Annotated in this window: 22 protein-coding genes; 17 read left to right on the forward strand and 5 right to left on the reverse strand. The window is 43.1% G+C overall.

Translation table 11 applies throughout. The features are described 5' to 3' along the window. The first annotated feature begins 35 nt into the window (after positions 1 to 35). The 4 genes from DYE48_RS08505 to DYE48_RS08520 all read left to right on the forward strand — a co-directional run bounded on the left by DYE48_RS08505 (position 36) and on the right by DYE48_RS08520 (position 2,293). Positions 36 to 260, forward strand: a complete 225-nt coding sequence (locus DYE48_RS08505) for a YneF family protein (protein WP_035505139.1) — start codon at positions 36 to 38, stop codon at positions 258 to 260. A gap of 139 nt (positions 261 to 399) precedes the next feature. Then, positions 400 to 1,101: a cytochrome c biogenesis CcdA family protein gene (locus tag DYE48_RS08510; protein ID WP_115823247.1), complete on the forward strand. Its 702-nt coding sequence runs from the start codon at positions 400 to 402 to the stop codon at positions 1,099 to 1,101. Between the two features lie 64 nt (positions 1,102 to 1,165). Continuing rightward, the gene (locus tag DYE48_RS08515) at positions 1,166 to 1,594 is read left to right on the forward strand and encodes a Na(+)/H(+) antiporter subunit B (protein ID WP_089654991.1); all 429 of its coding nucleotides are present in this window, start codon (positions 1,166 to 1,168) and stop codon (positions 1,592 to 1,594) included. A gap of 216 nt (positions 1,595 to 1,810) precedes the next feature. Next, positions 1,811 to 2,293, forward strand: coding sequence for a CcdC family protein (locus tag DYE48_RS08520; RefSeq protein ID WP_115823248.1), 483 nt, complete (start codon positions 1,811 to 1,813; stop codon positions 2,291 to 2,293). A gap of 12 nt (positions 2,294 to 2,305) precedes the next feature. Here the strand turns inward: DYE48_RS08520 and DYE48_RS08525 are convergent, their stop codons facing one another. After that, a complete protein-coding gene (locus tag DYE48_RS08525) occupies positions 2,306 to 2,734 on the reverse strand; it encodes a DUF2621 family protein (RefSeq protein ID WP_089654989.1) in 429 nt (142 codons plus the stop codon). 278 nt (positions 2,735 to 3,012) lie between these two features. Between DYE48_RS08525 and acnA the strand changes: the two genes are divergently transcribed. The 7 genes from acnA to DYE48_RS08560 all read left to right on the forward strand — a co-directional run bounded on the left by acnA (position 3,013) and on the right by DYE48_RS08560 (position 10,307). Next, positions 3,013 to 5,718: an aconitate hydratase AcnA gene (gene acnA, locus DYE48_RS08530; RefSeq protein WP_115823249.1), complete on the forward strand. Its 2,706-nt coding sequence runs from the start codon at positions 3,013 to 3,015 to the stop codon at positions 5,716 to 5,718. 293 nt (positions 5,719 to 6,011) lie between these two features. Then, on the forward strand, positions 6,012 to 6,584 hold the full coding sequence (locus DYE48_RS08535; RefSeq protein ID WP_115823250.1) for a TlpA family protein disulfide reductase: 573 nt from the start codon (positions 6,012 to 6,014) through the stop codon (positions 6,582 to 6,584). A 51-nt stretch (positions 6,585 to 6,635) separates the two neighbouring features. Then, the gene (locus DYE48_RS08540) at positions 6,636 to 6,779 is read left to right on the forward strand and encodes an FbpB family small basic protein (protein WP_160912244.1); all 144 of its coding nucleotides are present in this window, start codon (positions 6,636 to 6,638) and stop codon (positions 6,777 to 6,779) included. A gap of 143 nt (positions 6,780 to 6,922) precedes the next feature. After that, positions 6,923 to 7,168, forward strand: a complete 246-nt coding sequence (tlp, locus tag DYE48_RS08545; protein WP_374189734.1) for a small acid-soluble spore protein Tlp — start codon at positions 6,923 to 6,925, stop codon at positions 7,166 to 7,168. A 132-nt stretch (positions 7,169 to 7,300) separates the two neighbouring features. Beyond that, positions 7,301 to 9,565, forward strand: coding sequence for an AAA family ATPase (locus DYE48_RS08550; protein WP_115823252.1), 2,265 nt, complete (start codon positions 7,301 to 7,303; stop codon positions 9,563 to 9,565). Continuing rightward, a complete protein-coding gene (locus tag DYE48_RS08555; protein ID WP_089652468.1) occupies positions 9,565 to 9,990 on the forward strand; it encodes an acyl-CoA thioesterase in 426 nt (141 codons plus the stop codon). The genes DYE48_RS08550 and DYE48_RS08555 overlap by 1 nt, the downstream gene beginning before the upstream one ends. Continuing rightward, the gene (locus DYE48_RS08560; RefSeq protein ID WP_115823253.1) at positions 9,990 to 10,307 is read left to right on the forward strand and encodes a hypothetical protein; all 318 of its coding nucleotides are present in this window, start codon (positions 9,990 to 9,992) and stop codon (positions 10,305 to 10,307) included. The genes DYE48_RS08555 and DYE48_RS08560 overlap by 1 nt, the downstream gene beginning before the upstream one ends. A gap of 7 nt (positions 10,308 to 10,314) precedes the next feature. On the opposite strand, the gene DYE48_RS08565 is transcribed toward DYE48_RS08560, so the two are convergent. The 4 genes from DYE48_RS08565 to plsY form a co-directional block, all read right to left on the reverse strand. Beyond that, positions 10,315 to 10,605, reverse strand: a complete 291-nt coding sequence (locus DYE48_RS08565; RefSeq protein ID WP_089652470.1) for a HesB/YadR/YfhF family protein — start codon at positions 10,603 to 10,605, stop codon at positions 10,315 to 10,317. A gap of 62 nt (positions 10,606 to 10,667) precedes the next feature. After that, the gene (yidD, locus tag DYE48_RS08570; RefSeq protein WP_115823254.1) at positions 10,668 to 10,922 is read right to left on the reverse strand and encodes a membrane protein insertion efficiency factor YidD; all 255 of its coding nucleotides are present in this window, start codon (positions 10,920 to 10,922) and stop codon (positions 10,668 to 10,670) included. A gap of 8 nt (positions 10,923 to 10,930) precedes the next feature. Then, positions 10,931 to 11,863 carry a GTP cyclohydrolase FolE2 gene (gene folE2, locus DYE48_RS08575; protein WP_115823255.1) on the reverse strand — a complete coding sequence of 311 codons (933 nt, stop codon included), beginning with the start codon at positions 11,861 to 11,863 and terminating at the stop codon, positions 10,931 to 10,933. A gap of 176 nt (positions 11,864 to 12,039) precedes the next feature. Then, entirely contained in the window at positions 12,040 to 12,621 is a 582-nt protein-coding gene (gene plsY, locus DYE48_RS08580; RefSeq protein WP_089652473.1) for a glycerol-3-phosphate 1-O-acyltransferase PlsY, read from the reverse strand. 262 nt (positions 12,622 to 12,883) lie between these two features. Here plsY and DYE48_RS08585 point away from each other — a divergent pair, with 262 nt between their 5' ends. The 6 genes from DYE48_RS08585 to DYE48_RS08610 all read left to right on the forward strand — a co-directional run bounded on the left by DYE48_RS08585 (position 12,884) and on the right by DYE48_RS08610 (position 21,704). After that, positions 12,884 to 13,954 carry an ABC transporter ATP-binding protein gene (locus DYE48_RS08585; protein WP_115823256.1) on the forward strand — a complete coding sequence of 357 codons (1,071 nt, stop codon included), beginning with the start codon at positions 12,884 to 12,886 and terminating at the stop codon, positions 13,952 to 13,954. Then, complete coding sequence (locus tag DYE48_RS08590; protein ID WP_115823257.1) at positions 13,951 to 15,477, forward strand: ABC transporter permease/substrate-binding protein; 1,527 nt, start codon at positions 13,951 to 13,953, stop codon at positions 15,475 to 15,477. Before DYE48_RS08585 ends, DYE48_RS08590 begins: the two co-directional genes overlap by 4 nt. 11 nt (positions 15,478 to 15,488) lie before the next feature. Next, a complete protein-coding gene (locus DYE48_RS08595) occupies positions 15,489 to 15,902 on the forward strand; it encodes a CoA-binding protein (RefSeq protein WP_115823258.1) in 414 nt (137 codons plus the stop codon). 458 nt (positions 15,903 to 16,360) lie between these two features. Beyond that, positions 16,361 to 18,316: a DNA topoisomerase IV subunit B gene (gene parE, locus DYE48_RS08600; RefSeq protein ID WP_115823259.1), complete on the forward strand. Its 1,956-nt coding sequence runs from the start codon at positions 16,361 to 16,363 to the stop codon at positions 18,314 to 18,316. 15 nt (positions 18,317 to 18,331) lie between these two features. After that, positions 18,332 to 20,788: a DNA topoisomerase IV subunit A gene (gene parC, locus DYE48_RS08605; protein WP_115823260.1), complete on the forward strand. Its 2,457-nt coding sequence runs from the start codon at positions 18,332 to 18,334 to the stop codon at positions 20,786 to 20,788. Positions 20,789 to 21,071: 283 nt separating this feature from the next. Further along, a complete protein-coding gene (locus DYE48_RS08610; RefSeq protein WP_115823261.1) occupies positions 21,072 to 21,704 on the forward strand; it encodes a TetR/AcrR family transcriptional regulator in 633 nt (210 codons plus the stop codon). Positions 21,705 to 21,756 lie beyond the last annotated feature (52 nt).

The raw sequence follows: 21,756 nt of genomic DNA on the forward strand, positions 1-21,756 counted from the left end.
TTATGGGAGACAACACGAAGGAGGAAGACGAAGTCATGACATTGGGGATCGTTTGGGTCATCATCATTGCTTTATTGACTCTTGTCGGTGGTGCAGCTCTAGGCTTCTTCATCGCAAGAAAGTATATGATGAACTATTTGAAAAAGAACCCGCCAATTAACGAACAAATGTTACGCACACTGATGATGCAGATGGGCCAAAAGCCTTCTCAGAAGAAAATCAATCAGATGATGCGTTCAATGAACAATCAAATGAAATAATGACACTAAGCCTTCTTTCGTGAATGAAAGAAGGCTTTCTCTATGGGAACTTCTTTAGATGTTCACAAGATAAACATCGTGTTAGGCCTGAAGCTTTGATACAATAGGGGGCGACTATGAATGAAGGTGTGATGATTGAATGGATGTGAATCTTTTCCTTGCTTTCGGAGCAGGGTTTTTATCATTTATATCCCCTTGTGTTTTTCCTCTGTATCCTGCATTTCTCTCCTATATTACTGGGATGAGTGTGCATGAATTAAAAGAAGACAATGGGATGTTGAAAAGAGCAAGTTTGATCCATACGGTTTTATTCTTATTAGGATTTACGACGATCTTTTTGATCTTAGGATTTTCAGGGTCGTTTTTTGCACAGTTTTTCATACAATATGAATCCGTGATCCGGCGTTTAGGATCCATTCTGATTATTTTCTTCGGATTTGTTATTATTGGCGTATTCAACTTTGATTTTTTGATGAAAGACCGGAAGATAACTTTCAAGAATAGACCCTCTGGTTACATAGGCACGTTTCTTATCGGACTTACATTTTCACTCGGTTGGACGCCTTGTACAGGTCCTATACTAGCGTCCGTCCTTTCGTTAGCGGCTGATTCTCCGGAACTTTTCTTAGTCATGATGCTGTCTTATTCCCTTGGTTTTTCCATTCCTTTCTTAGCCTTGTCGTTCTTTATTGGCAAATTGAGTTGGATTAAAAACCATAGTACGGGAATTGTTAAGATAGGCGGGTATATTATGATCCTCGTCGGAATTGCTCTTTATTTTGACTGGATGACCATGCTTACTTCCTATCTTGCAGGACTCTTTGATTTTCAGGGGTTCTAAGCCGTGGATTTTAGAGAGGATTTATATTAAGATGATACTAGAGAAAAATTAAAGGAGCTTTTTTATGACCCAGACCAACGATATTATATTAAGAACAACAACCACACTTATAGCCTTTATCTTACTAGGGTTTTCCGTTTATTTATTTTTTGCTGGCCATAATGCTCCAGGTGGAGGATTTATCGGTGGTTTAATGACTGCTGCAGCAATTATCCTCATGTATATGGCCTATGGAAGTAAGGCGATGGAAAAGATTCTGCCTATTAATTTCCGTTTTCTAATTCCTGTTGGATTGATGGTAGCGGCAGCAACCGGGATTGGTGGAATGGTTTTTGACGCGCCTTTCCTCACCCAAACGTTCGCTTATTTTCAACTGCCGATTTTAGGCAAGACCGAACTTGCTACAGCTCTTTTGTTCGACCTAGGTGTTTATCTAGCTGTTGTAGGGGTAACAATGACGATCATTTTGACCATTGCCTACGATAGGGAATAAAAGCGGCAGGCTGACATGACTAAAGTTTTAATTGCAGGGGAAGCGGTGGAAAAATATGCTTCACTTCAACCAGATTTGGTTACAAAAGGTATTACGAGCTAGTAAACGTGGAGCAAAAAACTTCGTTGTAAAACCCTTTGATGAAGCTCATGTCCTGAATGCCATCGATCTTGTGTTGAACTGATATTAAGGACAGTGTAGAAAGAGTGAATCGTTATGTTTTGGTTAATTGCAAGTACCATTGTGGCTGCTGGTATGGCTACAGCGATGATTTTCGTCCGATTGCGGGCGGCAAAAAAACCGGCAAGTGTAAAAAAAATCATTCTGCCCCCTTTCATGATGAGCACAGGAGCCCTCATGTTTGTATTTCCGGTGTTCAGAGTCGAATGGAATCAAGTATTTGAGGCTATGCTCATTGGTGTTATTTTTTCTATTTTCCTCATTCGTACTTCCAAATTTGAGGTGAGGGATGGAGATATTTACTTAAAGCCATCAAGGGCCTTTGTTTTCATCCTTTTTAGTCTCCTGATATTGAGAGTCGTTTTTAAGCTCATTATAGGGCAGCATGTTTCCTTTGGAGAGACGAGTGGAATGTTCTTTCTGCTTGCCTTCGGGATGATTATGACCTGGCGTATCGTCATGTTGAAACAATACTTACACTTAGAGAAAAAGTTGGAACTAAAAAAGGACCTGGCGTAAGCCGGGTCCTTTTTAACGTTCGATCAATGGGTCGTAAGGGCTCATGTCTATTTTTTTCTCCTCTAACTTTTTAACGAGAAATTTATGGTCCCGCTTCGGGGTCGCACGTATGTAGCCCTCGATTAAAATCTCCTGCGTGATTTTCTTTTTCTTTTTCTGCAGGGCAATTTCCCCGATGCGTCCAGCAATCTTCTGTCTTGCTACATCCCGGAAAAGCTCAGGAACAGGAGAGATCAACTCTTCTAATAAGTCTTTTTGCTCCGCGGACCACATGTGTTTTGTCTTGTCCACGTAATATTCTTCCCAATCAATGATTGATTTTCCGTCCTCTTTTGGAAGACGCTTCAGGAATTTGCGGAACATAAAAAAACCGCCAATGCTCATCAGACCAATCATGATGACAATCCACCCAACGATAAATAGGGCAAATCCACCTGACATACTATCACCTGTTTCATTGTCTTAGACTTCTCTAATTTCATTATAAAAGGTTGATCCTTTAAATACAAGCATGCGTTTTTGTAGATAATTGTATAAAATTTATCGAATTCAGAAAAATTTGTGGTCATTCATTTTACTTATAAATCGTTTTCATTTACAATAAGGATTGCAGATTTGTGAACTTGTTTTATACAAAGGGAACAAATGTAAGAATTTGGGGAATGGTGAAACCTTAAAAAAGGTTCACTATTGAATATTGATGAGGGGGTAAAAGGAATATGGCTAGCAATGCTTTTAATGCTCGCAAACAATTTGAACTCAATGGCCAAACGTACAACTATTACGATTTGAAAGCCTTAGAAGATGCGGGACATGGTAAGATTTCCCGTCTACCTTTCTCCATCCGTATCCTACTAGAATCTCTATTACGTCAACATGACGGACGCGTCATCAGCGATGATCACGTCGAGAGTCTAGCAAACTGGGGAACGGAGAAATCCAAAGGGGAAGATGTTCCATTTAAGCCTTCCCGTGTTATTTTACAAGACTTCACCGGTGTACCTGCCGTGGTCGATCTGGCATCTCTTAGAAAAGCGATGGTGGATATGGGGGGAAGCCCTGACAAAATCAACCCGGAAGTTCCTGTTGATCTTGTTATTGACCACTCTGTTCAAGTGGACAAGTATGGAACACCAGATGCACTGAATGTGAACATGGAGCTTGAATTTGAACGAAACGAAGAACGTTATGAGTTCCTACACTGGGCTCAAAAAGCGTTCGATAACTATCGTGCTGTTCCACCTGCAACAGGTATCGTTCACCAAGTAAACCTTGAATACATCGCAAACGTCGTTCACGCGAAAGAAAACGAGAACGGCTCTTATGATACTTATCCTGATACACTTGTCGGAACGGACTCACATACAACGATGATCAATGGTCTTGGTGTCCTGGGCTGGGGTGTTGGTGGTATAGAAGCAGAAGCCGGCATGCTCGGTCAACCTTCCTACTTCCCAGCTCCAGAAGTTATTGGAGTGAAGCTGAATGGAAGCTTCCCACAAGGAACAACAGCAACAGACTTAGCCCTGAAAGTCACTCAAAAACTTCGAGAACAAAATGTAGTCGGTAAGTTTGTTGAGTTCTTCGGACCAGGATTGCAGGAAATGCCATTGGCTGATCGTGCGACGATCTCCAACATGGCTCCTGAATATGGTGCAACATGTGGTTTCTTCCCGGTTGATGGGGAGTCTCTTGAGTACCTTCGCCTTACAGGACGCACTGAAGAGCAAATCAAGCTTGTAGAAGAATACTGCAAGAAGAACAGCCTTTGGTATGATCCGTCCTTTGAGGACCCGGAATTCACGTCACTGGTTGAAATCGATCTCGGTGAGTTGGAGCCGAACTTGTCTGGACCAAAACGTCCTCAGGATTTGATTCCTCTTTCTCAAATGAAAGAATCATTTGAAAAGGCGATTACAGGTCCAGCAGGAAACCATGGTTTTGGCTTGGATAAATCTGAGTTCGACAAAGAAGTTGAAGTGAAGTTCAATAATGGAGACAAGTCCGTCATGAAGACAGGGGCTCTTGCAATTGCTGCCATTACTTCTTGTACGAACACATCCAACCCTCACGTTATGCTAGGGGCGGGCCTTGTCGCTAAAAAAGCGATTGAAAAAGGGCTGCAGGTTCCTGATTACGTGAAAACATCATTGGCACCAGGATCCAAGGTTGTTACTCGCTACCTTGAAGATTCAGGCCTGATGACCTATTTGAATGACCTAGGATTCAACCTTGTTGGATATGGATGTACAACATGTATTGGTAACTCCGGACCGTTACTGCCGGAAATCGAGAAAGCGATTGCTGACAGTGACTTGACAGCTTCTTCTGTCTTGTCTGGTAACCGTAACTTCGAAGGACGTATCCACCCTCTAGTAAAAGCCAACTACCTGGCTTCACCGCCACTTGTGGTTGCTTATGCACTTGCAGGTACTGTGGATATTGACCTTAAAAATGAGCCGATCGGAAAAGACACTGAAGGAAACAACGTTTATTTCAATGATATTTGGCCTTCTCAAGAAGAGATCAAATCAGAAATTTCCCGTGTTGTTACACCTGAAATTTTCCGTAAAGAGTATGAAAATGTATTCAACTCGAATGAGAAATGGAACGAAATCGAAACAACGGATGAACCATTGTATGATTGGAACGACAAATCCACATACATTCAGAATCCTCCGTTTTTCGAAGGGCTTTCCAGTGACCCTGAAGCGGTTAAGCCACTAGAAGGTATGCGTGTCATCGGTAAATTCGGTGATTCCGTAACAACAGACCACATTTCACCAGCAGGTGCGATTCCAAAAGATATGCCTGCAGGGGAGTACTTGCAAGACAATGGTGTAAGTCCTCGAAACTTCAACTCCTACGGCTCCCGTCGTGGTAACCATGAAGTTATGATGCGTGGTACGTTTGCAAATATCCGTATCCGTAACCAGTTAGCTCCAGGTACTGAAGGTGGTTTCACTACGTACTGGCCGACTGAAGAAGTGATGCCGATCTATACAGCGGCTATGAAGTACCAGGAAGACCAGACGCCATTGATGGTCATTGCCGGTAATGATTACGGTATGGGAAGCTCCCGTGACTGGGCTGCCAAGGGGACAGATCTTCTTGGAATTAAGACGGTCATCGCCGAAAGCTTTGAGCGTATCCACCGTTCAAACCTTGTCATGATGGGTGTTCTTCCATTGCAGTTTAAGCCGGAAGACAGCATTGAATCTCTTGGTTTGACAGGTCGTGAGACATTCGACGTTGAAGTCGGTGAAGATGTTAAACCACGTGACCTTGTCAAAGTGACTGCTACAGATGAAGAAGGCAATAAGAAAGAATTTGAAGTGATCGCCCGCTTTGACAGTGAAGTGGAAGTCGATTACTACCGCCACGGTGGTATTCTACAAATGGTTCTACGTAACAAATTGAACTAAATTTCCTTCTGAGGATCGCCCTTTTAAAAGGGCGATCTTTTTATTCTTCTCAAAACCAGGCGTTTGATAACCGCAAATGTGCTCCGATTACTGATGAAGGAAGAAAGTACAAATTCATATGGAAACCATAGGTCTTCCTTTAAACTTAGTAGCAACTCCGAAATATATTAAAAAAACAAAACATCTACAACATTTTTCTTACATTTCCCATTAAAGCTTTACAAGCATAAATGGTTTTCTTTATTCTTATACATAAAAAGAAACGTTTTGGATCATGGACGGAGGCTATCATCATGAAACAATGGTTGGCAACAGCTTTCCTAGTTATCCTTTTAGGTCTCATTATTTTTACAACCTTTTCTGAAAAAGATGAGGTGGAACAACAAAATTCTTCGGCAAGTCAGGAAACAGGGATGGTTGCACCTAATGCACCCGATGGATTACAAGTAGGGGAGCAGGCTCCGGATTTCACCTTAGAGACGTTGAACGGAGAGACGGTTAAGCTTTCTGATTTTCGAGGAAAAAAAGTTTTTCTTAATTATTGGGCCACTTGGTGTCCACCTTGCCGCGAAGAAATGCCTGAAATGCAGAAGTTCCATGAAAGATATGGGGATGAAGTGGTCATGTTGTCTGTTAACGGTACCGGAACAGAGAAAAAAAGGGAAGATGTTGACCGTTTTGTCAAAGACGGAGGGTATACATTTCCTATACTACTGGACAAGGAGCTCGAGATTAATAAGACATACCAGATTCTATCCATCCCTACCACTTATTTCATCGGTACAGATGGCGTCATTCAAGAACCAAGAATTGTTGGCCCGATGACCTATGAAATGATGGAAAAGAAGAAAGATGCACTGGAATAGGAATATTTTTATCAAATCATGGAAATCCTACCTATAAAAGGAGAGATATCCATGAGAAAACACAAAAGCATATCTTTTGAAGAACGTGTGAAAGAAAATATCCGCTCCATCAAAGCTGATCAAAAGCTGTTGGATCAAATCGATGAACGGATTGAGAAGCGTCACAATGAGCGTATGAAGCAGATCCCATCTTAAGTGGGGTTTGTTTTTTACATAGAGTAAATCATAAGGGAAGGAGCATGCTCCTTCCTTTTTCTTTTCATAATTCGTCTCCTTCCTGGGAAAAGTAAGGGATGACTCATCAAGGGTCCATTGAAATTTACAGGAGGGGAACGAACATGTCCCATAAACAACAGCATATGGCGAATCAAAAACCAAATCCTGACAATCGCGCAGATAACGTCGATCGTCTCCAAGAAAAAGTGACGAACACGATTGAAAACATCGAAGAATCCCATGATGCAATGCGGTTTGCATCAGAAGAAGAAAAGAGAAATATCGAAAAGAAAAACAAACGAAGAAATCAATCGTTAGAAGCTATGCGTGACGAAATTAAGGACGAAGCTCGTCATCAACAATATTAACGTTCTGATCAACCGCTTCTCTCAAGAGGAGCGGTTTTTTGTCTATAGATTGTATTCTTAAGGCATCTTCATCTACATGAAATCTCGACTATGATAAAATGGATATCGGCGATAGAAAAGGAAGTGATGAAGATGTTAGAACAACTGAAACAGTGGGACAGTTTAGAACAACAGCCTCCTATTTCCGAAGTGGAGGCTTTACGATATATGGACCAAACGGGGTGGGAGCAGGAGAAAGAAGCAAAAGCTTTGCTTTATGTCACGCTTGCCTACCACCGGATTAAGAGACACCCGGGAGATGATCCTCTTGCGGAGCAATTCATCGATGAGGCACGGGTTCTCAATCCCTCGCATCCTTTAGTGGCGGAATTGTATGAGTCTCAACAGTTGATGCAGGCCTATACATTATTGAAAAAAACGCCACTTGATCAGTGGATTCTTCATGAAACCGATCATGATTCTGCAAAAGCAAAAAAAGCGAAAGCTATATACTCTGATGTTTGTGATTTGAAGGAGCAGTGGGACGAAGATCTAGCCCAAAAAACAATCATCGATGCTTCCAGCCGGTTGACCTTGTATCGAGATGTTTATGAAGAATTGTCTGATTTGGAAGAGATGTTGGAAGAAGCCATCAATTCTATTGAAAATAGACGGATCCGTGTTCCTGTGAAAGAAATCAACGAGCGTACTAGGCGTCTTTCCGATAATCAGGATGAGATTTACAAACGATTGCCAAACTTTCTGACAAATCAATCGTTTCAAAATCCATTGGAAGCGTTCGATCAAATGGTAGGACTGCATGATGTGAAAACGTATATTCGGCGTTATTATCACTTCTTAAGATACCAGCAGCAAAGAAAGAACTATGGTTTTTCCATGGTCGATGAGCCTGGATTACATATGATTATTACTGGAAACCCCGGGACCGGAAAAACGACGATTGCCCGGCTGCTCGCTAACATTTATCATGAGCTTGGAATTTTAGATACGAAAGAAGTCGTGGAAGTGAATCGATCCCACCTTGTCGGGTCTTATGTCGGGCAAAGTGAAGAGAATACGATGAACTACGTCAAACAGGCCATCGGTGGTGTTTTGTTCATTGACGAAGCCTACAGCCTGAAAAGGGAAGGTCAAACAGGAAATGATTATGGACAAGCGGTCATTGACACCCTTGTTTCTGCGATGACGAGCAAAGAATACGGAGGCAAGTTCGCTGTCATTCTTGCTGGTTATCCTGAAGAAATGCGCCAGTTTTTATGGTCAAATCCAGGCCTCCGGAGTCGTTTCCCTGAACAAAATCATATCGAACTTCCTGATTATCACATGGATGAACTGTTGACGATTGCTGAGCAGACGGCAACTGACAATGATTTCTTTTTCACAACACATGCATTAAACGAATTCACCTCACTCATTGATCGAGAGCGTGTGGATGACTCCTTCGGTAATGCACGCACGGTCAAAAACTTAGTATTAAAAACTGTATTCCAAAAAGGAGCGAAGGAAGCAGAACAGGATAAACATCATTGGCTGGATCATATGAGGATATCTGCGGAGGACCTTGCATGGGACAGGGAAACGAATGAAGACGAACGTTCTCCTATGCAACGATTGGATGAACTGATTGGATTGTCTAATGTCAAAGAAGAAGTGAAAAAACTGTCATCCTTCGTTCAAGCCCAACAAAAGAGAAAAGAAAAAGGGTATCCTGTCGTCCCTATCCAATTGCATTCTGTATTCTCAGGAAATCCAGGGACCGGAAAAACAACGGTCGCAGAAATCTATGCAGATGTCCTGAAAGAATGCGGGTTGTTAAAGAGGGGCCATACCGTGGTCGTCTCCAGAAGCGATCTTGTCGCCGGCTATGTAGGACAGACAGCCATCAAAACAAAACGGAAGATCCGGGAAGCTCTCGGCGGTGTCTTGTTCATTGATGAAGCCTATTCGCTATACAACGGAGGCAGGGATGATTTTGGCAAAGAAGCTATTGAAACCCTCGTCGACGAAATGACGAAACACAATGAAAACCTCGTCGTTGTCCTTGCTGGTTATCAACGCGAAATGGAGCAGTTGGTGGAAAGCAATCCGGGTCTTTCTTCAAGGTTCAAAAAATATTTCCACTTCCCGGATTATACAGAGGAAGAGCTGATTGCTATGACCCACTATCAGGCACAACAATACGGGTACCATTTCAATGAGTGGGCCGAGTCATTCCTCTTAGAAAAATACACGGATCACAAAGTCAGGGGGAACGGACGCTTCATCAATAATCTTGTGAACGAAGCGATTCAATTTCAAGCAATTCGAATCATGGAGAATGAAGCGGAAGATATGAATGAACTTGAACTCGTCGATTTAGAAAAAGCATGGCATATGGTGCGAAGGGAGTCTTCCTAATGAAAGTGGTCGAAACACCGATTCAAGTAAGGTATCAGGAAACAGATATGATGGGTGTCGTTTACCATGCCAACTATTTAGTCTGGTTTGAGATTGGACGAACATCCTTCATTGAAGACCTTGGATTTATGTATTCTGAAATCGAAAAACAGGGCGTCGTTTCTCCTGTCATTGATGCTCAAATGAGTTTTAAAAAACCTGTGAAATACGGAGACCCTGTCCATGTACGGACATGGGTGGAAAATTATGATGGTCTTCGTGTTTCCTACGGCTACGAAGTGGCGTTTAAAAACGGGGATATAGCGGTCACGGGTGTAACGAAACACGTCATCGTCAAAAAAGATAACTTCAAACCAGTATCGATCAGGCGGAGTTTTCCTGAATGGCACGAAGCTTATTTGGCTGCCATGGAGACGCAATCCTAATGGCTTTCGGTGTAAAAAAAACAGAACTCATGGATTGGAAAGCGAAAGTAAAGCGAGGAGAGATTGCTTTTTTGACTCATTTTTGGCTGGATGATCGTTTCCCTGGTTGCGATACAGTCACAAAAGTCGGTTGCTGTGATCTTAACAAATTGAAGGCATGGGGAAAACAATACGGTTTAGAACCGGAATGGATTCATAAAGATCCTCGGTTTCCTCATTTTGATTTATTTGGAGAACGGCAGTTGCACATATTGGAAGAAGAAGGATACTGGGAGCACATACATCGCTTCCAATTGCACAAAAATAAGACGCCATAGTGGCGTCTTATTTTTTATATTCAAAGGATGGCTCATTCCATTTTTCGTCTAAGGTAACTTCCAATGAATGATCATCGAAGTACCACTCATCATCCGCTTCAATGTAGAAATGGATTGGACCTGTCGTTGTTTCTGCAATCGGTTCTTCTGGGTCCTCAAGTTTGATGGCGAGGGAAAAACCAGGCTGAAGGCCACCGACGCCGCCATAACGGACGTAAAATCTTAGATCGACGTTTCCATCGATATCCAGTTCCTCTTCATACCATTTGGCTGCTTCTTCTGTTACTGTTAAGTTCATTAGATCAACTCCTGTAATGGGGTTCCGTGTTTGTCTCTTTCCTCTGTCGTCGTTTCATAAACCTATTTTTTACGAGAAGACGGATCAGAGTTATGATTCGGTTGCTTCATGGGTACAGGGTCGAATCCTCCCGGATGGAAAGGGTGGCACTTGAGAATTCTTTTGACAGTCAAATAGCTGCCTTTGAAAAAACCGAAACGTCGAAAAGCCTCCAGGCCGTATTCTGAACACGTCGGCTGAAACCTGCATGATGGTGGAAAAAAAGGACTGATGCCCTTGCGGTAAAATTGAATCAAGGCAATCATGATTTGCTTCATCGGGTCACTTACTCAGCTTCCTGTTTCTTATCATAACTGAGGGTCGCCACCGCATCATGCAGGTGAATGGACTCCTCGTTGCGGCACTTGACTGTGAACGCTTCTACAAATGAATACTCATAAAGATCGGCAGCGACAAGTCGTACGATATCCTCGACAAATCGAGGGTTTTCATAGGCTTGTTCTGTTACCATCTTTTCATCGGGACGCTTCAATACTGGGTGGATGCGGGCACTTGCATTGCTTTCTGCTGCTTCTAAAAGCGCCGCTTTCCAATCGATTTCCTGCTCTTTGAAGTCATCTGTCAATTTCACACTCATGGTCACGTTTCCGCGTTGGTTGTGCGCACTATATTCACTGATTTCCTTGGAACAAGGGCAGAGCGTTGTAATTTTTCCAGTAAGAGTAACGGTGACATCATGTCCCGTTTCCTTGTCATATTCCACGCGGATCGTGGCATCCGCATGGTTCATCCCTGCAAGACCCGAGTATGGGCCTTTTCGTTCAAAGAACCATGGAAATGTCACTTCCACTTCCGCATCCGTTTGCTTTAGACGGCCGGCTAGCTCTTCGGTGAATTGTTTCAGTGTTGCAATGTCAACGGCAAATCCTTCATTGTGGTATTTATCAAGCTGCTCCGTGAAGCGGCTCATGTTTGTGCCTTTACTTCCTTGAGCAATCGAGGATCCGAATGAAAAGGTTCCAATCGTTGTTTGAATTTCAGGCGTCATTGTGCTTGGAATACGAATGGGGTGTTTGACACTGGAAATCCCAACCATATCGATATCAAATAAAAAGTCTTTTTTCGAGTTTTGAAGGTCAGCCATCTGGTCTTTTTCCATAGGCTTTGTCCGAGGACCCGGCTCCACTGAGCCGAATAATTTATGGCGTTCTTTTTTTGATGGCAATTGTTTGTTCTGGTTCAATTCAGTCTTATTCATAACAAAGACTCCTTTCAGGCCTTCTTTCTATGTCAAAGTATACAATATGTATTTCTGAATATACAATGGATTGCTTGATGAGTGTGCATTTATAGAATACACCATAAAAGAAAGCCTATCCTTTTATGGGATAGACTATCTCCGCAATCGTTACCCTTTTTAAACTTGAATCGTTTTTACATCCATGTGATTTTTGGCTCTGTTTTATTGATGATCCTCTTGATGTTTGCGCGGTGGCGGTAGATTACAAAGATGGTAAACAAGGATATGATGATGGTCAAGCCGTAATCCTTCACGACCAAAGTCGCGACAATCCCAACGATCCCGCTTATCATCGAAGATAAGGAGACGTATTTACTTAAATAGAGGACAATGAAAAAGGATAATAAGAGCACGGCAAATATGATTGGGTTGACACCAAGGATCACGCCTCCGGATGTAGCAACTGCTTTTCCACCTTTAAAGCCCGCAAATACAGGATACATGTGACCAACTACCGCAAAAATCCCAATCACAAGAGGAATGACCTCAGCTCCCATAAAGTAAGGGAGAGCGGCGGCTGCAGTCCCTTTCAAAATATCAGCGATCGTAACAATTAAACCTGCTTTGATCCCTAAAACCCGGAATGTGTTGGTGCCTCCAAGGTTTCCGCTTCCGTGTTCGCGTATATCCGTACCGTAACCGATTTTACCTACAATTAACCCTGAAGGGATGGACCCAAGGAGATAGGCGATGAGGATATAGAGTACATATTCCAATAAGTTCAACTCCTTCTGCGCTTTCTACTATTTTATCATGGGCTAGATAGATAAAGAACTCTTATTTCATAAGACAGCTTCTCTATTATATCAATTTAGTACCAGGTATCAAGTTGTTTTACGGGAGAGGGGAAGAGAACCAGCCGGATGACGTTTTAGAGATTCGGGCATGATTAGAATGCAGGAGAATTGCAAAATGTTTCAACTTATGGAAATGTGGTTATAGAAATAGGTCTTTTATTTTTTGTTTAGGGGGAAAACGATGATCACGTTCACTGATGTAACGAAGACTTACCCGGATGGAACGACAGCGTTGAGAAACATCAACTTGGAAGTGCAAGAAGGAGAATTGCTTGCGCTTATCGGTCCAAGCGGCTGCGGGAAAACAACAACGATGAAAATGATTAACCGTCTGATTCATCCGACGGAAGGAACCATAACCATACATAACAAAGATATTAGAGAATACAACATTCACGAACTACGGTGGAATATCGGCTATGTGCTGCAGGAAATTGCTCTCTTTCCACATATGACAGTAGAAGAAAACATTTCGGTCGTTCCGGAAATGAAAAAGTGGAAGAAAAAAGACCTCTCAAAACGTATTGATGAATTGATGAATATGGTGGGACTGGATCCAGAAAAACACCGGAAAAGAAAGCCGAGTGAACTTTCCGGCGGCCAACAGCAAAGAGTAGGGGTTATCCGGGCTTTAGCTGCAGACCCGGATATTATTTTGATGGATGAACCATTCAGTGCACTCGATCCCATCAGCAGAGATCAGTTGCAAACCGACATCCGTCAATTGCAGAAGGAAATTAAGAAGACGATCGTCTTTGTCACTCATGATATGGACGAAGCTCTCGCGCTTGGCGATCGTGTCTGTCTCATGAAAGCAGGAGAAATCGTCCAGTTGGATACTCCACAAAACCTCATACTGAATCCATCCAATGAGTTTGTTGAAGATTTCATCGGAGGAAGAAAAACTCCATGGCAGACAGCTGTTGATGTCATTATGAGTCATGCCGAGAAGCGTGTCTTATCCGAAAAAGAATTCAAAGAAGGTCATGTTGTCCTGGATGGGCCTTTTGCCCTTAAAAGTCACGACGGAACGTATCGAGGAATGATCGAGGATGGGAATCAGGTGCAGGCGCCCCCGTTATCCAATGATATGATTCTGAGAGACGCTGTTCGAATCTTTGAAGAAGACCACTCTTCCATACTACCAGTCGTCAAAGGTGATCAACTGATCGGAACCTTATCCTATAGGGATATTGTCCTCTACCTTAAAGAGCAGTCACGTAAAAAGGAAGAGGAGGTAGAGAATAAATGAGCGAGTTTCTAGAAGTTTTTAACCAACGACAGGGCATTCTATTAGAGAAAATATGGGAACACCTACAAATATCCATTATTGCATTAGTGATTGCTACTTTAATTTCCGTACCCCTCGGCTTATGGCTGACGAGAAAGCAGAGAGTTGCGGAACCGATTATCGGCATGACGGCCGTTTTGCAGACGATTCCAAGCCTTGCTGTGCTGGCTTTCCTCATTCCATTTTTCGGTATTGGACAAACACCAGCCATCATTGCCCTTGCTGCTTACGGGCTCCTTCCTATCCTTAGAAACACGTACACAGGAATCAGGGAAGTTGACCCAGCTTTAAAGGAAGCGGCGACGGGGATGGGCATGAAATCATTCAGACGTCTTTCTAAGATTGAACTACCGATCGCCATGCCTGTCATTATGGCTGGAATACGCACATCCATGGTATTGATCGTAGGGACAACTACCATTGCTGCCCTTATTGGTGCAGGAGGCCTCGGGGATTTAATCCTACTTGGTTTGGATAGAGGGGGAGATGCCAATCTTATCTTGCTGGGAGCTATTCCGGCTGCGTTACTAGCTATTATTTTGGATCTTATTCTTCGTCTATTTGAACGAACTTCAGCCAAATCCGGCTTCCGTTCACTCGTCAGTTTATTAGTGATTGCAGCATTGATTGCTGTTGGTCCATTAGCGTTCGGTGGAAAAGTGAAGAATGACTTAACATTGGGAGCTAAGCTTGGATCAGAGCCCGCCATTCTCATTAACATGTATAAGCTTTTAATAGAAGAAGAAACAGACTTGAGTGTAGGTCTTGAACCGAACTTAGGAAAAACAGATTTGGTTTTCAGTGCCTTGCAGGAAGGAAGTATCGATATTTATCCTGAATTTACAGGAACAGCCATCGTATCTCTCCTAGAAGAGGAAGCAAACAGCAATGAACCACAAGAAGTATATGGACAGGCGAAAGAAGGCATGGCAGAAACCTATGATATGGCCTTTTTACAACCAATGGAGTTCAACAATACTTACGCTGTCGCGACTACCCAGGAGCTTGCAGAGCAATACGATCTTGAAACGATCGGGGATCTGAAGCCGGTTGAAGATCAAATTACCGCTGGTTTTACACTGGAATTTAATGATCGTAAAGACGGGTATCAGGGTATGAAAGAAGTATATAACTTGAACCTAGGGGAAGTCCGTACGATGGACCCTGGCTTGAGGCAGGGAGCTATCGAAGGTGGTGAAGTTGACATCATCGACGCTTACGCTACTGCTAGTTATATGGTTGACCTCAACTTAAAAGTATTAGAGGATCCGGAAAATCTATTTCCGCCATACCAGGGCGCTCCATTGATGAGACAGGAAACCTTGGACCAATATCCAGAACTTGAGGATGTCCTGAATCAATTGGGAGGAAAGATTACTGGCGATAAAATGAGGGAAATGAATTACCAGGTTGATTTTGAAGACCGTGCTCCTGAAGAAGTGGCAAGAGAGTATCTGGTCGATGAAGGATTAATTGACGAATAGGAGGTTTAAAGATGAGTTTTGAAAATCCATCTCAGGCAGAGATCCGTGATCTATTGGCACAATCGAAGACGATTGCTGTCGTAGGCCTTTCGGATAAGCCGCACCGCACATCCTATCAAGTGAGTGAAGCGATGCAGAACGCCGGGTATAAAATCATCCCGGTGAACCCTCAAATCACGGAGTCCCTTGGTGAAAAAGCAGTGGCGAGCCTGCGAGATATCAAAGAACCAATCGACATTATCAATGTCTTTCGACGATCCGAACATTTGCCGCAAATTGCAGAGGAATCGAAAAATATTGAGGCTAAAGCCTTCTGGGCTCAGCAAGGGGTGTATTCAGAAGAAGCAGACCGCATCTTGAATGATGATTCAAAGCTTGTCATTATGGACTCTTGCATTAAGGTCGCCCATGCGATTTACCGTTAATAAAACAACGATGAAAATGAAAAAATCCCTGTTCATCCAGGGGTTTTTTCATGTTTTTTGGAAGATTTATGTTTGCGAAACCTTATAAAATCGCTACAATATAACAAGCGGCGTTTTTTATTATAGACATCGATGAGCTCAATAAACCAGAAGAGGTCCCTTCTAAGAAAGACTATTCTTATTTGGAGTGCTATGGTTTAACAGAGGGGTTGTCTAAGAAAGAATAAGAAATGTAAGCGAAATCAGCAGGGATGCTTTTATTCATCCCAGCATTGTGCATGGGTCTTCAGCCTTTTCTGGATCATAAGCCAATCAATGGAGTGGAAGATCCTCCACACCGTTGATTGACTTATGTCGTGAGTGCTGAAGCACCTGGAGTTGCACTCATCGTTTACATAATCGAACGTTTGTTCTATTATTGATGTAGCAGTGTGTTAGAGAAAGGAGCCGATGGTAAATTGTCGAGTCAAAATCAAACGTATTCAGATGATTCTATTCAAGTGCTGGAGGGATTGGAGGCCGTTCGGAAAAGACCGGGGATGTATATTGGATCCACGGATCATAGAGGTCTGCACCATCTCGTTCACGAAATTGTAGATAACGCTATCGATGAGGCGTTATCTGGATTCGGCGAAAAAATGACTGTCACGCTCCATAAAGATGGTAGTGTATCGGTTCAGGACGAAGCCCGTGGGATGCCTACAGGGATGCATAAAACAGGAAAACCGACACCTGAGGTGATTTTGACCGTTCTTCACGCAGGAGGTAAGTTCGGACAAGGAGGTTATAAATCCTCAGGGGGCCTGCATGGTGTTGGTGCTTCTGTGGTGAATGCTTTATCCGAATGGCTGGAAGTTCACATATGCAGGGATGGCGAGAAATTTTATCAAAGATTTGAGAATGGGGGCGTCCCTGTCACTTCTTTAGAAAATAAAGGAGCCACCCGCAAAACAGGAACAACGATCCGCTTCAAACCGGATCCTTCCATTTTTTCAATGACGAAGTTTAATTTTGAAACATTATCCGAACGTTTAAGAGAAGCGGCCTTCTTGCTGAAGGGATTCCGCATTATCCTTGTGGACGAACGAAAAGAAACGGTCAGAGAAGAGTATCAATATGATGACGGACTGGTCTCATTCGTCGAGTATTTAAATGAAGAAAAAGATACACTGCATTCGGTCGTTTCTTTCGAGGGCAGTCATAGTGGAATTGAAGCTGATTTCGCTTTTCAATTCAACGACGGGTTTGCAGAGAACATCTTATCCTTCGTCAATAATGTACGCACGAAAGATGGAGGAACCCATGAATCCGGAGCTAAAACGGCCATCACAAGAGTGTTCAATGATTATGCCAGAAGAGCCCAACTTCTGAAGGATAAAGATAAGAATTTGGAAGGAAACGATATCAGAGAAGGATTTACCGCGGTTATATCTGTGCGAATTCCAGAAGAACTCCTTCAATTTGAAGGTCAAACCAAGAGCAAACTCGGTACATCCGAAGCCCGCTCCGCCGTTGATGGAATCGTCGCTGAACAGTTATCCTATTTCCTCGAAGAGAATCCGGATGTCGCTTCTATGCTCATTAAAAAAGCGATCAAAGCGAAAGAAGCGAGAGAAGCCGCCAGAAAAGCTAGAGAAGATGCTCGTTCAGGGAAGAAGAAGAAACGTAAGGATACCCTTTTAAGCGGGAAGCTTACCCCTGCTCAATCCAAAAATGCCAAAAAGAATGAGTTGTACCTCGTGGAGGGGGACTCAGCGGGCGGATCAGCAAAGCAGGGCCGTGACCGTAAATTCCAGGCCGTTCTTCCATTGCGAGGAAAAGTGATCAATACAGAGAAAGCGAAAATCGCGGATATCTTTAAAAATGAAGAAATCTCAACGATCATTCATACCATCGGTGCTGGAGTTGGTGGGGACTTTACGCTGGAAGACTGTAACTATGATAAAATCGTCATTATGACCGATGCCGATACCGATGGGGCACACATTCAGGTGCTTTTACTAACCTTCTTTTATCGATACATGCGTCCGCTTGTAGAAGCAGGAAAAATCTTCATCGCACTTCCTCCCCTTTATAAAGTTTCAAAAGGAAAAGGGAAGAAAGAAAAAGTCGAATATGCGTGGGATGAAGAAGGCATGCAAAAGATATTGAAGGAATTCAAAAACGGCTATTCGATCCAACGATATAAAGGTTTAGGTGAAATGAACGCTGATCAGCTTTGGGAAACGACGATGAACCCGGAATCACGCACTTTGATTCGGGTTACGATTGACGACATCGCCCGCGCCGAACGCAGGGTGACGACGTTGATGGGAGATAAGGTTGAACCTCGCCGAAAATGGATTGAATCCCATGTCGCTTTTGGTCTTGAAGATGAAGCGAGCATACTGGAAAACGATAAAATACAGACGTAAAAGGGGGACCTTCTGTTGGCAGAGGCAGAGAAGTTTTTAGATTTACCATTAGAAGAGGTTCTCGGAGACCGCTTCGGGAGATATAGTAAATACATTATCCAGGAACGTGCCCTCCCTGATGCCAGGGACGGGTTGAAGCCTGTACAGCGGCGTATCCTTTATGCGATGCACCAGGAAAAGAACACTCACGACAAAGCTTACCGGAAATCCGCGAAAACGGTCGGTACCGTCATCGGTAATTATCACCCCCACGGGGATACATCCGTTTACGATGCGATGGTCCGCTTAAGCCAAACGTGGAAAGTGAGAAAGTCCTTAGTAGAAATGCACGGAAATAACGGAAGTGTCGATGGTGACCCGCCCGCCGCTATGCGTTATACAGAAGCAAGACTTTCCGCTATTTCATCCGAACTGCTCAGGGACATTGAAAAGCAGACGGTGGAGTTCATTCCGAACTTTGACGACACGATTGATGAACCGACCGTGCTTCCGGCCAAGTTTCCGAATCTTCTTGTCAACGGTTCTACGGGGATTTCCGCAGGTTATGCGACAGAAATCCCTTCCCATAATCTCGGGGAAGTGATTGATGCGGTAATCATGAGGATCGATAAACCTGAAGCGACTGTACCTGAACTGATGACGAAATTAAAAGGTCCGGATTTCCCAACAGGCGGGATTCTTCAAGGAATCGATGGGATCCAGAAAGCCTATGAAACAGGAAGAGGAAAAATCGTTTTGCGAGGACGTGCAGAAATTCAAGAGCAGCGTGGAGGACGGGAACAAATCGTCATCGACGAAATTCCTTTTGAAGTGAATAAAGCAAGCATGGTCAAACGAATGGATGAACTGAGAATCGATAAAAAAGTTGAAGGAATCGCTGAAGTCCGTGATGAAACGGATCGTACCGGCCTCCGTGTCGTAATTGACCTAAAGAAGGATGCAAACAGTGAAGGAGTTCTCAATTACCTTTACAAGCATACGGACCTTCAGATCTCTTACAACTTCAATATGGTCGCCATTCATGAGCGGACACCGAGCCTTATGAGTCTTCCGATGATGCTTGACGCCTATATCAAGCACCAGAAGGAAGTGGTCACAAGACAATCCATTTATGACTTGAATAAAGCAAAGTCTCGTGCTCACATTGTGGAAGGTCTGATCAAAGCGATTTCCATTTTGGATGATGTCATCGCAACGATTCGCAGCTCCAAAGACAAAGCGGATGCAAAGCAACAGCTCATCGCAAGTTACGATTTCACAGAAGAACAAGCAGAAGCGATCGTTACCTTGCAGCTGTATCGTTTGACGAATACAGATATTACAGCATTGCAAAAAGAGGCAGATGAACTGAAGAAGCAAATCGAGTATTTAGAAAAACTGCTATCCAGTGAAAACGAAATGATGAAGGTCATTAAAGCGGATCTTCGTTCCATGAAAAAACAATACAATGATGACCGTTTGACGAAGATTGAAGAAAAGGTAGAAGAATTGAAAGTCGACCTTGAAGTGACGGTCGCGAGTGAAGATGTGCTCGTGTCCGTGACGAAAGATGGGTATATCAAGCGGACAAGCCTGCGTTCCTATGCAGCATCAAACGGGGAAGATTTCGCCATGAAAGACGGCGATCACCTGTTAGGTCTATTTGAAATCAATACGACAGATACCATTTTACTCTTTACCAACCTCGGAAAATATTTGTTCTTGCCTGTTCACAAACTGCCGGATATTCGTTGGAAAGACCTTGGTCAGTACATTTCCAACATCGTACAGGTGGAAAAGGACGAATATATTGTAGAGGCCATACCTGTTCGCGACTTCACATCACAAGAATACCTTCTTTTCTTCACGAAGAACGGAATGGTTAAGAAGAGCGATTTACAGCTCTATCAAGCCCAGCGCCATTCCAAAGCACTCGTTGCCATCAATCTGAAAAATGATGATGAAGTGGTGGATGTCCACAAAACGGATGGGCAGTCGGATTTGTTTATTGCTACAAAGAAAGCTTATGGTCTTTGGTATCATGAAGAGGAAGTGAACACCGTCGGTCAAAGAGCGGCAGGGGTAAAAGCGATCAACTTGAAAGAAGACGATGAAGTTGTGTCTGGACAATTGTTCAGAGCGTCCGAAGATCCATCGATCCTTCTAACGACCCACCGTGCCGCGGTGAAGCGGATGCGTTTGAAAGAGTTTGAACGAACAACACGTGCTAAACGAGGGGTGCTCATGTTAAGAGAGTTGAAAAAGAATCCGCACCAGTTGGTGGATGTGCACCTTGTAAACAGAGATGATCAAGTGATGATCATGACGAAAAAACAAGAGACCATCGTCGTTAACACGATGGACTTTAAAGCGAATGATCGTTACAGCAACGGTTCTTATGTCCTGGATACCGAAGAAAAAGGGCAAGCGGAAGAAGCGTGGATCAAGCCGGTCTACCGTGTTCCGTTTGAAACAGAATCTGATACACAATGATGAGAAAAGCCCTCTGAATGCAGAGGGCTTTTTTACTTAGGTGTAAGAGGATCTGTTGGGGGAATAAGCGACTTTCCATTGCCCGGGGTAAATCTTTCTATTCCATCAGTGAAAGTTCACTATGGAGTGAAAGAGGATAAAATCAGTTCATGAACCTTCCCGCCTGATAACTGGGGGATTTTGTAATTGAGAGTAATGCACGAATGATGTCATTCTTTAGACCGTTGTATTTTCAGAAAAATGTGATAAAATGAGTGTATATTCAGCAGATGGGAGTTGATGTATGAGCGATTTGAGAGAAAAGATTATCCAGACGTCTTTAGAGCTGTTCGACCGCCATGGTTTTCACGGCGTCACAGTAAAACAAATTGTCCAGGAAACAAATACATCGAAAGGCGGCTTTTATCATCACTTTCAGTCAAAGGATGAACTTCTATTCGTCATTCACGACACGTTTATTACATATGTATTGAAAGAAGCACAGGCCGCTAACGTTACTCATTCTTCCCCTATACCGAAAGTCCAGGCAATCATTCAATCGTTTGTCCAAGTTTTCGACTTGTACAAACCGCATATTTCGGTGTTTTATCAGGAAAGCCTGTATTTAAAACCGGCATATGAGGAAGAGATCAAGGGAAAGCGTGATGAATTCAAACGCATGGTGTTCAATGTCATCGAAGAAGGTCAAAAAACCGGCCATTTCCGCAGAGAACTGCCGCTTGAGATCACAGGCATGGCTATCTTAGGTATGGTCAACTGGATCTATAAATGGTACCGGAGGGATGGGACTTACACCATCGATCAAATCGCAGAAGTTTTTACTGATCTGGTGCTGCACTTTTTGCTTCCAGGTAAAGAAGACAGTGGATACTTCCGTCATATGTTAAAAGTTCCTTTTTTTTATGAAAGCGAGTAACCGCTTTCATTATATTTATCATTACAACAGACCAACCAGTCGGTCTTTACTT

Source organism: Halobacillus trueperi (assembly GCF_003386945.1).
GTDB classification, from domain to species: Bacteria; Bacillota; Bacilli; order Bacillales; family Halobacillaceae; genus Halobacillus; species Halobacillus aidingensis.

Excerpts from the sequence above, each read along its gene's own strand:
- DYE48_RS08505 (WP_035505139.1), top strand. The coding sequence starts at position 36 with ATGACATTGGGGATCGTTTGGGTCATCATCATTGCTTTATTGACTCTT.
- DYE48_RS08510 (WP_115823247.1), top strand. The coding sequence starts at position 400 with ATGGATGTGAATCTTTTCCTTGCTTTCGGAGCAGGGTTTTTATCATTT.
- DYE48_RS08515 (WP_089654991.1), top strand. The coding sequence starts at position 1,166 with ATGACCCAGACCAACGATATTATATTAAGAACAACAACCACACTTATA.
- DYE48_RS08520 (WP_115823248.1), top strand. The coding sequence starts at position 1,811 with ATGTTTTGGTTAATTGCAAGTACCATTGTGGCTGCTGGTATGGCTACA.
- DYE48_RS08525 (WP_089654989.1), bottom strand. The coding sequence starts at position 2,734 with ATGTCAGGTGGATTTGCCCTATTTATCGTTGGGTGGATTGTCATCATG.
- acnA (WP_115823249.1), top strand. The coding sequence starts at position 3,013 with ATGGCTAGCAATGCTTTTAATGCTCGCAAACAATTTGAACTCAATGGC.
- DYE48_RS08535 (WP_115823250.1), top strand. The coding sequence starts at position 6,012 with ATGAAACAATGGTTGGCAACAGCTTTCCTAGTTATCCTTTTAGGTCTC.
- DYE48_RS08540 (WP_160912244.1), top strand. The coding sequence starts at position 6,636 with ATGAGAAAACACAAAAGCATATCTTTTGAAGAACGTGTGAAAGAAAAT.
- tlp (WP_374189734.1), top strand. The coding sequence starts at position 6,923 with ATGTCCCATAAACAACAGCATATGGCGAATCAAAAACCAAATCCTGAC.
- DYE48_RS08550 (WP_115823252.1), top strand. The coding sequence starts at position 7,301 with ATGTTAGAACAACTGAAACAGTGGGACAGTTTAGAACAACAGCCTCCT.
- DYE48_RS08555 (WP_089652468.1), top strand. The coding sequence starts at position 9,565 with ATGAAAGTGGTCGAAACACCGATTCAAGTAAGGTATCAGGAAACAGAT.
- DYE48_RS08560 (WP_115823253.1), top strand. The coding sequence starts at position 9,990 with ATGGCTTTCGGTGTAAAAAAAACAGAACTCATGGATTGGAAAGCGAAA.
- DYE48_RS08565 (WP_089652470.1), bottom strand. The coding sequence starts at position 10,605 with ATGAACTTAACAGTAACAGAAGAAGCAGCCAAATGGTATGAAGAGGAA.
- yidD (WP_115823254.1), bottom strand. The coding sequence starts at position 10,922 with ATGAAGCAAATCATGATTGCCTTGATTCAATTTTACCGCAAGGGCATC.
- folE2 (WP_115823255.1), bottom strand. The coding sequence starts at position 11,863 with ATGAATAAGACTGAATTGAACCAGAACAAACAATTGCCATCAAAAAAA.
- DYE48_RS08585 (WP_115823256.1), top strand. The coding sequence starts at position 12,884 with ATGATCACGTTCACTGATGTAACGAAGACTTACCCGGATGGAACGACA.
- DYE48_RS08590 (WP_115823257.1), top strand. The coding sequence starts at position 13,951 with ATGAGCGAGTTTCTAGAAGTTTTTAACCAACGACAGGGCATTCTATTA.
- DYE48_RS08595 (WP_115823258.1), top strand. The coding sequence starts at position 15,489 with ATGAGTTTTGAAAATCCATCTCAGGCAGAGATCCGTGATCTATTGGCA.
- DYE48_RS08610 (WP_115823261.1), top strand. The coding sequence starts at position 21,072 with ATGAGCGATTTGAGAGAAAAGATTATCCAGACGTCTTTAGAGCTGTTC.